General features: G+C 67.7%; 8 protein-coding genes and 1 pseudogene. 3 read left to right on the top strand and 6 right to left on the bottom strand.

Translation table 11 applies throughout. From position 1 onward, the window contains the following. Positions 1-78: 78 nt before the first annotated feature. Positions 79-1,740: a hypothetical protein gene (locus tag HMPREF2716_RS16335; protein WP_014603458.1), complete on the top strand. Its 1,662-nt coding sequence runs from the start codon at positions 79-81 to the stop codon at positions 1,738-1,740. Positions 1,741-2,021: 281 nt separating this feature from the next. Beyond that, positions 2,022-2,405: a helix-turn-helix domain-containing protein gene (locus tag HMPREF2716_RS16330; protein WP_003104304.1), complete on the top strand. Its 384-nt coding sequence runs from the start codon at positions 2,022-2,024 to the stop codon at positions 2,403-2,405. A 14-nt stretch (positions 2,406-2,419) separates the two neighbouring features. Here HMPREF2716_RS16330 and HMPREF2716_RS16325 read toward each other — a convergent pair whose 3' ends face one another. The 4 genes from HMPREF2716_RS16325 to exoT all read right to left on the bottom strand — a co-directional run bounded on the left by HMPREF2716_RS16325 (position 2,420) and on the right by exoT (position 6,021). Further along, on the bottom strand, positions 2,420-3,085 hold the full coding sequence (locus HMPREF2716_RS16325; RefSeq protein WP_003083573.1) for a DUF799 domain-containing protein: 666 nt from the start codon (positions 3,083-3,085) through the stop codon (positions 2,420-2,422). Continuing rightward, the gene (locus HMPREF2716_RS16320; RefSeq protein ID WP_003083569.1) at positions 3,082-3,435 is read right to left on the bottom strand and encodes a DUF4810 domain-containing protein; all 354 of its coding nucleotides are present in this window, start codon (positions 3,433-3,435) and stop codon (positions 3,082-3,084) included. Before HMPREF2716_RS16320 ends, HMPREF2716_RS16325 begins: the two co-directional genes overlap by 4 nt. A 30-nt stretch (positions 3,436-3,465) precedes the next feature. Then, positions 3,466-4,152 (bottom strand): CsgG/HfaB family protein, encoded by a 687-nt coding sequence (locus HMPREF2716_RS16315; protein ID WP_003111706.1) that lies wholly within the window; start codon positions 4,150-4,152, stop codon positions 3,466-3,468. Between the two features lie 495 nt (positions 4,153-4,647). Further along, a complete protein-coding gene (exoT, locus tag HMPREF2716_RS16310; RefSeq protein WP_023518240.1) occupies positions 4,648-6,021 on the bottom strand; it encodes a T3SS effector bifunctional cytotoxin exoenzyme T in 1,374 nt (457 codons plus the stop codon). A 163-nt stretch (positions 6,022-6,184) separates the two neighbouring features. Here exoT and HMPREF2716_RS16305 point away from each other — a divergent pair, with 163 nt between their 5' ends. After that, complete coding sequence (locus tag HMPREF2716_RS16305) at positions 6,185-7,594, top strand: MgtC/SapB family protein (protein WP_003122278.1); 1,410 nt, start codon at positions 6,185-6,187, stop codon at positions 7,592-7,594. A gap of 270 nt (positions 7,595-7,864) precedes the next feature. On the opposite strand, the gene HMPREF2716_RS16300 is transcribed toward HMPREF2716_RS16305, so the two are convergent. Continuing rightward, positions 7,865-8,260 carry a hypothetical protein gene (locus HMPREF2716_RS16300; protein WP_003083536.1) on the bottom strand — a complete coding sequence of 132 codons (396 nt, stop codon included), beginning with the start codon at positions 8,258-8,260 and terminating at the stop codon, positions 7,865-7,867. Positions 8,261-8,472: 212 nt separating this feature from the next. Further along, a pseudogene (locus HMPREF2716_RS29685) lies at positions 8,473-8,542 on the bottom strand (transposase); the annotation flags it as partial.

Below are 8,542 nucleotides of genomic sequence, written 5' to 3'. Positions count from 1 at the left end.
CCGGCGGGCGCCGCTCGCCCGCGCTCCGCCCGCCGCACCGATCGACCCATGAACCGAACAAGAACAGGAGTCCACCCGATGCGCTACGCCCGTCACGCAAGCCGATACTCCCTCTTCGCCCTGGCCGTCTCGGCGGCCCTGCTGCCCGGCGCCGGCTGGGCCGCCAACGGCGACCTCGCCGGCGCCCGCACGCCGCCCAGCGTCGCCTGTTCCTGGGACCGCGAGGCAGCGTTGTCCTACGAGGAGCGCCGGCTCGACACGCCGCTGCCGTTCAGCGGCGCCAACGTCGTCACCCACGACCAGACGCCGCTGGCCGAGCGCATCGTCAAGGGCGCCGGCTTCGACGGCTTCGAACCGGCCTTCGCCAAGCGCCTGTGCGCCGCCGACGGCCGCACCCCGGTCACCAGCTACGCCAAGGCACTGAAGCTGGTCACCGAAGAGGGCCGCGCGCTGTGGCGCGCCGCCGTCGACCGGGCCCAGGGGCGCCGCGCCATTCCCGCCGGCGCGCTGCCGGCCAGCGATGACCGTATGCTCTACTGGACGCGCCTCTACATGACCCGCACCCTGCGCCAGTGGGCGCCATCCTTCCACCTCGGCAAGGCCCAGGCCCAGGCGCTGCAATGGCGCTTCGAACGCGCCTCGCGCGGACAGCTGGACATCGACCTGCCGCGCCGCTACGCCGCCGACGGCTCGCGCTACCGGCGGATGATCATCAGCGGCTTCGACGTCTTCACCCTGGGCACTCCCGGGACGGCGAACACCGGCCTGCGCAACGGCAACCCCTCGGGCGCCACCGCCCTTGCGCTGGACGGCCGCGAGTTCAGGCTGGCCGACGGCAGCCTGCTGCGTATCGAGGCCTACCTGTTGCCGGTCAGCTACGACCCGTTCAACCGCGGCATGCAGGAAGACACCCTGGGCCCCTGGTTCCGCCCAGGCCCGCGCCGGGTCGACGCCTCCATCACCATCAGCCAGGGCGGCGCCAACCAGTTCTGGCTGGAGGCCTGGAACGGCCGCTTCCACGGCTCCTCCGCCGGCAACGACGGCATCGTCTACTGCCCCGCCGACAGCGCTTTGCCCAACTACGTGCTTCCCCTGGGCAGCGTGACCAATCCCGGCACCGCGCCGATTTCCCTGCGGGGCTCCGGCTGCAATATCAACCCGCCGCGCCGCTGGCTCGGCTACGACAGCGCCAGCCGCTGGCGGCAGAACCTGCCGGCACAGTTCTCCAAGGCCTCGCTGCCGGTCCGCCAGTTGCTCGCCGCCGATACCTGGCGCGGCATCGAGCGGCCGCCGGGCGCTACCAGCCAGGCCGCGGAAGGCTTCGACGTCACCTGGCACACCAACTACGACTTCTTCCCCGATTGCGCCAACCCGCGCACCGAAAACGTGCCGACCAACGGGGTGATGAACGCCATGCCCGATCCCTCCCTGGTGCTCCCGCCGAACCGACGGATCTGCGCGCGCAACGGCGGTGGCGGCGACTACCTGTCCAACGAGAGCGCCTACCGCAACACGGTGCTGCGCGACGCGTTCCGCCTGGAGATTCCCGCCGGGCACATCCATGTCCCGGTGATGAACAACTACTACACCGGCGTACCGGCGAGCGGCGGCGGCGCGCGCAACGACAACGCCATCAGCGACGCCCGCTACGAGGCCTACCGCAGCGCCATCGTGGCGCAGACCCGGGCGCTGCTGGTGGGCGTCGGCAACGCCCTGGCGCAGGGGGCGCAAGCGGACTAGTCCTCGCCAGGCGCAAGGCCCTCGCGATCTATCGCTTCGCCGCGGAGCCGAACTGCCGCCGACGCAGGCCAACGGGACGGTAGCCCGTCGCTTCCGCCTCTACTGAATCGACAAAGGCGGCACGCGGGGAAACCTCGGACTCACCACCCGGAGCTTTCCCAGGCCCGCGCCGGAACGGTAGGGCAGAGTCGAAGAGTGCGAACGCCGATGATGGAGACAACCGCCATCGCCCGCATCACCGGGGCGGTGGCAAGGATTTCCCCTGACTTGGAGAGTTTTCCATGAGCTTCGCGCAGAATCTCCTACGCCTACGCCAGCAGAACGCCCTGACCCAACGGCAGATGGCCGAGCGATTGGGCGTCACCGTGAGCCAGTTGCGGCACTTCGAAACCAAGGGCGGGCACCCGTCGCTGGTGGTGCTGCAAACCATCGCCGGACGTTTCGCGGTGCCCCTCGACTGGCTGGTCTGCGAGCGCAGCGAGCGGCAGGCGCTACCGGAAGACCTGCGCCTGCAGTTCGAGGCCATCGGCCGCCTGCGGCTGGACGAGCGGCGCGCCATCCGGGCGTTGCTCGACGACCTGATCCGCCAGTACATGGCCAAGCGCAACGCAGCGGCCAAGCCCCTCCCGGCGGCTTGCGCCGAGGCCACGGAGACGTCCCCGTAGCCCCGGCGCACGGCTCAGTCGCTGCCGTACCTCGGCGAGCGCGGGCCGTACAACAGTCCGCCCGGCTGGCCGGCCGAGAGCAGGCGCGCGCTGGTCATCCCGGCGATCGGATAACCGGCGTCCTCCACCGAACTGTTGATGATCTGCTTGACCGCCGCGGTGATCAGCATGCCCACCAGGCCGCCGTTGTTGCCGCCGTTGCCTTCCTCGCTGGAGGCGGTCGCCGAGCCGGTCCACAGGGTGGTGCCGGATCGCAGGTCGACCAGCTTGGCGCTGGCGGTGACGATGGTCGCGCTGCTGATCACCATGTAGCGCGTGCCGTAGTCGCTCACCGTGACGTACAGCGCCGCGTCGGCGCCATAGATCTCGCGCAGCTTGGCCGGGGACACCTGGTGCACGTCGCCGGCGCTGGTCAGGCCGTTCTGGCGGAAGGTCTCGTCGGCCAGCGCCACCGGCACTACGTAGTAGCCGGCCTCGGCCAGCGGGAAGGTGACCTGCGAGAGCATGCTGTAGGTCGCCTTCACGTCGGGCGACTCGTTCAGCGGCGGCAGGACCAGGATCGAGCGCGGCTTGGCCTGCTTGAACGCCGAGTAGTCGACGCTCTTGGTCGGCGCGCAGCCGCCGAGCAGGGCCAGCAGGGTGAAACCGGCCACCAGGCCGGACAGTCGGGCGAGTTTCAACGGGCACCTCCACGGGCGTTGTTCAGGAGGAAGTCCATGTAGGTCGCCGACTCGGGAAACAGCGCCTTCTCGGTCTCGAACTCGCGGACCATCTGGTCGTCCTTGCCGATGCTGGAATAGAGCAGCCCCAGCTGGGCGTGGTAGCCCGGCGGCACCGCGCCGTTCTTCGCCCGGATCTTCTCGAGGTCGGCTTCCAGCGCCTGCGCCTGGGCCTCCTTGGATTCACCCTTGAAGTATTCGTGGACCTGGGCCTGGTAGCCCTCCCACTGGTATAGCGTCTTCGGTCCGCTGCACCCGGCCAGCGCCATGCTCCCCAGCAGCGCCGCCGTCCATGTGATCGTCTTGCTCATGTGTGCCGTGATTCCCTGGTTTCTGGTGGATTATTGGTTCTGTGGCTTCCAGGCGCCGCTATCGACCGCGTTGACCAACTTGTTCACCGCCTCGCGCATGGCCAGGTCGAGAACCTTGCCGTTGAGGGTCGAGTCGTAGCTGGCGGTGCCGCCGAAGCCGATCACCTCGCGGTTGGACAGGGCGTACTCGCCAGCGCCCTGGGTCGAATAGACGACCTCCGAGGTAGAGATGTTGACGATGTTCAGCGCCACCTTGGCGTAGGCGATCTGCGACTTGCCGCGGCCAAGGATGCCGAACAGCTGGCGGTCGCCGACTTCCTTGCGGCCGAACTCGGTGACATCGCCGGTCACCACGTAGTCGGCACCCTTCAGGCGCTGGGCCTGGCCCTTGATCGCCGCTTCCTGCTGGATCTCGCTCATGTTGTCGCGGTCCAGCACGTTGAAGCGATTGGTCTGCTGCAGGTGGGTGATGAGAATGGTCTTGGCCTGGCCGCCGAGGCGGTCGACGCCATCGGAAAAGATCCCGCGCATGTAGCTGGAGCGGTTGTCGAACTTGCCTACCGCAATCGGCGAACGCACGCCGCTGTAGGGTCGGTTGACGCTCTCGACCTGCTGTACCGGCAACGCGGTGGAGGTCTCGGTGGCGCAGCCCGCCAGGCCGGCCAGGGTGGCGACGGCGAGGAGCGGCAGTAGTGCTTTCTTGGCGCTGTGACTCATGGGGTTCTCCTGGAAAAAAACGCTATCGACGCGGAGCGGCTTCTAGCCGCCCCGTGTGCGGAAAAGAGGGCGTAGTGAAAATCGAGGAAGGCTAGGCGGCACGGCGGCGCGCCAAGGCGAGGGGCGAAATGGGGTGGCCACGATTTCTTTCCTTGAAATACGAATGCGTCGATCAACCGGCGCTCCCGGCCGGCCTTGGAAATCCGAAACAATCGTGCGGGAAGCGATGCACGAACCGTATGAGCTATCAATAGGCCATCTCGGTGGGCGGCAAAGTTACCACAGTTATTCCGATCGTTTCGTTATGCAGGAAGCATACTCGGAGAATTCTGACTGCGTCTCGTTCGCAGGATCGAGGTGGGACGCCGGGCACCGGTGTCCGCCACCCACCGGTGGCAGCCAGGCAGGCCTCCTTGCCGCCCATTGCGCCCGACGCTGTACGGCGCAAATGAAAACGGACACCCCTTGGGAGTGTCCGTCTCTGCCGTCGACCGGTCAGGCCAGGTCGAGGCCGCGCATTCTCAGGCGCAGGTCCTGTTCCTGGGGCTTGCCTGAACGATCCGTCCCGGTTGCCAGGTCCAGGGCATCGAGCAGTCCCTCGCCGTGGCCGCTCCGTTCCCCCAGCGTGGCCTCTTCGAGCACCCGACGGGTCACACCCTGCCCATCCTTGGCGCTGAGAAGCACGCGCATGTCGGTCCCCTTGTCGTAGAGGATCTCCTGCTCATCGCCCTCGATCGATATCTCGCTGACATCGATCCCGGATCTGCCGAACAGGGTGGTTATCGTGCCCTGGCCCGCGAAGCTCCTGGCAACGCTGGGGTCCCGGGAGGTGGAGAGATAGCCGGCGTCGTGGCCGACCTGGCCCTCTTTCACCGCCTCGAAGGCATCCCTGCCCTGGGTGCCGCGGAAGGTCTTCACGACCTGTTCAGCCGGTCCGCTCTTTTCGAACGCGGCAGACATGCCCTGGTCGATCAACGCCTGGCCAGCATCCAGCTCTCGCCCCTGACGCAGGGAACGATTCAGGTGCTGGTACTCGCCGTTGGTATAGAGACCGAGCGCCATCACCTCGGCATCGCTGTACGGCCCGTCCGGGTGTTCGCCTAGGTACTGCTCCGCCTCCAGCCCGAAGTGTTCCACCAGGCCATCCGCCAGCGCCTTGTCGACAGGCTCGCCCTTTACCTCGCTCTCTACCGCGTGGCGCAACAGGGCGACCTTGTCCATTACCGCATGCAGTTGGACGGCGATTTCGCGCAGTTGCTCCGGGCTTGCGCTGAGTACATGCTGGCTGGCGGCACCGCCCGCGGTCCCCCACTGTTGCAGCGCGATCCCCCCAACGCTCTGTTCGAGCAGGCGGGCAGCCTGGGTACGGGAAGCCTCGATCCGGCTGCCATCGCGAATCCCGACCAGGGCGGTGGCCAGCGAGCGCAGGGCGCCGTCGCCGCTGGCCAGGCGCGTGTGATCCTTCGCCAGTCTCTCCGCTGTCAAAGTCGCCAGCTCGCTCGCCTTGCCAAGTCCGCCCAAGGTCAGGGGCAGTGCCTTTTGCAGCATAATCTGCTTGATCTCGGCGGCCGAGAGACTGGCGGCAGGCGGCGCGTCCTGACGGGAGAGCGGCGCCTGGGTGGAGGCGTGGGCACGGCTCCCCAGCAGTTTGCCCAGCCACTCGATGATCGCCACGAAGGGACGCGCGAGGGCGGCCCCCAGGCGGGAGAGCAGGCCCTCGCCCTTCGGTGCTTCCTGGCGCTGGGCCAGTTGTTGCGCCTCCCGGGGAGTGGCCACCTGGCGGGCCTCGACCTGTCCCAGGCGCCCGGCCACGGCCTGGCTCAACTCAGCCACGAAAGACGGGTTCTGCTGAGATGATTGAATATGCATGATGATTGACGTCTCCTGATGTTTCCCCGCCAGTCTAGGAACGAGGCGCCCCTCCGCCTATCAGGATTGGCCGTGGTTTTTTTACTGTTGGCGGCCGTCGGAGCACGCGGAAAGAGAACCGTCAGCGGCCGAAAAACAGCGGACTTTCCCTACGCCAGCTCCCGTGCGCCTACACCGGGGCGGAGAACCCGATGGATATCGGCGGCAGCGACGGGCTCTTGGTGGACGGCGCACCGCCGTGCGGGCGCCTCGGGGTCGTCTGCTGCTATGGTGCGCACAGGCACGTCGCCATCCTCTCTCCCGGCGAATGGAATCGAGCATGACGCTTTCCCTGGATCTGTTGTTGAGCCTGTGCACGGCCCTGGCCATCGGCCTCCTGATCGGCGCCGAGCGCGGCTGGCAGGAGCGCGACCACGAAGATGCGCGGCAGATCGCCGGAATCCGCACCTTCAGCCTGGCCGGCCTGCTCGGCGGCTTCGCCACCCTGCTCGCGGGCGAACTGGGCAGCGCAGTCTGGGTAGCCTTGCTGCTGGCCCTCGCGGCGCTGGCCGTGGCCGGCTACGTGAGCGATGTCAGGCGTGGCGGCGACCAGGGCATGACCACCGAGATCGCCCTGCTGATGACCTTCCTCCTCGGCAGCCTCGCCCTCACCGAACAGCGCCTGCTGGCTGCCGCCGGCGGCATCGTGCTGACCCTGCTGCTGAGCCTCAAGGACAAGCTCCACGCCCTGCTGAAACGCCTGACCGCCGAGGAGCTATCGGGCACCCTCAAGCTGCTGTTCATTTCCGTGGTCCTGCTGCCGGTGCTGCCCAACCAGGGCTATGGTCCCTGGGCGTTCTTCAATCCCTACCTGACCTGGTGGATGGTGGTGCTGATCGCCGCCCTCGGTTTCTCCGCCTACCTGGCCATCCGCCTGATCGGCTCGCGCAAGGGCCTGTTGCTGACCGCGGTGCTCGGCGGCCTGGTGTCCTCCACGGTGATGACCCTGACCCTGGCGCGCCTGCGCGAGCGCATGCCCGACGCCCTGTTGGCGTGCGCCCTGCTGGCGACCTCGGCGCTGATGTTCCCGCGCATCCTCGTCGAGATCGGCGCGATCCACCCGGCCTTGCTGAAGGAGCTGGCCCTGCCATTCGCCGCCACCACCCTCGTCTACCTTGGCGGCACGCTGTTCCACGCCCTGCGCGGCGGCCGCGCCAGCCAGGAGGCGCCCGACGAGCCAGGCCTGCGCAACCCCTTCGAACTGCTCCCGGCCCTGCGTTTCGCCGCCCTGCTGAGCGCGATCCTGCTGTTGGTGGAGGTCGGCCGGCGGCTGTTCGGCGACGCCGGCATCTATGCGGTCGCGTTGCTCTCCGGCCTCGCCGACGTCGACGCGATCACCCTGTCCCTGGCCCGCGCGGCGCAGGGCGAACTCGATCCAGGCGTGGCCAGCCGCGGCATCGCCCTTGCCGCCCTGAGCAACAGCCTGGTCAAGGCCGGCCTGGTCGTGCTGGTGGGCGGCAAGCGGCTGGCCCTGCAAACGCTGCCCTTCAGCCTGGCGGGGCTGCTGGTAGGAGCGCTGCTGATCCTGCTGTGAGGCGCCGGGGAAACCCCGGAGCGCCGCTGGACGAACGCGACGGCAACCGCCTGGCGCCCCGCATCAACCTGCGCGGCTACAGGCTGCAACGGCCGGGTTTCGAGGCCAAGGACCGGACCAGGACCCGGGTGAGGCAGGGCGGCCTGGCGATCACGGCGGAGCGAGGGGAGGGGACGCCTCCGCGCTGGACTGAGGCGTCTCTGCGAGGTCGGAGACAAGGCGGTGGCTGGCTGAGCCAATCGCCCTTTGCGGCGTGAAGAGCGCCTGGAACTAGCGGCACTCACCCCGCGCGGTCGCATCGACCACCCTGCCCGAGGCGTCGGCAAAGAACTCGTAGATGCAGGTGTAATAGCCGCTCTGGTTGGCCGTGCCGGTCTTCTGGTTCAGGACCGAGCTGTTGGGCGTATTGCCATGGCCCTGCTCGTAGTAGGTGTAGTCGTAGTCGTGGCTATAGTTCTCGTACTCCTTCCACACGTACTTCTGCCTGGCGGCATCCCCCGTCACACGTTCCGGCTCGCCGAAGCGCTTGATCACGTCCTGGATCGGCAAGCCGATCCAGGATTGCGCATCGCTACGCGCGCGACTGCCATAGGCCTCCATGACGCACCCCGACACGCTGATCGCAAGGGCCGCCAGGGCGGTGAGTCTCAGAGCCAGTACCGGCATATGTGCTTCTCCTTCCATGGCGGCCTGCCTACGCGGCATCCCGCTCCCTTTGCGCGGGTCGGTGTGCTGCGAATGGTAGGGGGCCGGGGCCCGCCCGTTCAACGGGAGACGGCGGTTTCCGGTGTACTAGTACATTGGGGCGCTGTGCGACGGGGCAGTAGAAAGGAGGGTCGGCAAGCCGCCAGGAGCAGATGGATATGGGTGGTTATTCAGCAAAATGCATGGAGCTTGTTATCGAAGGCATCCTCGAGGTCCCGTAGATCGGAGAGGTAACGCTGGTAG

The sequence above is a fragment of the Pseudomonas sp. HMSC076A11 genome (assembly GCF_001810205.1).
In the GTDB taxonomy this organism is placed as follows: Bacteria; Pseudomonadota; Gammaproteobacteria; order Pseudomonadales; family Pseudomonadaceae; genus Pseudomonas; species Pseudomonas aeruginosa.
The sequence above is the reverse complement of the archived record's forward strand: the minus strand, read 5'-3'. Positions and strand labels throughout refer to the sequence as shown.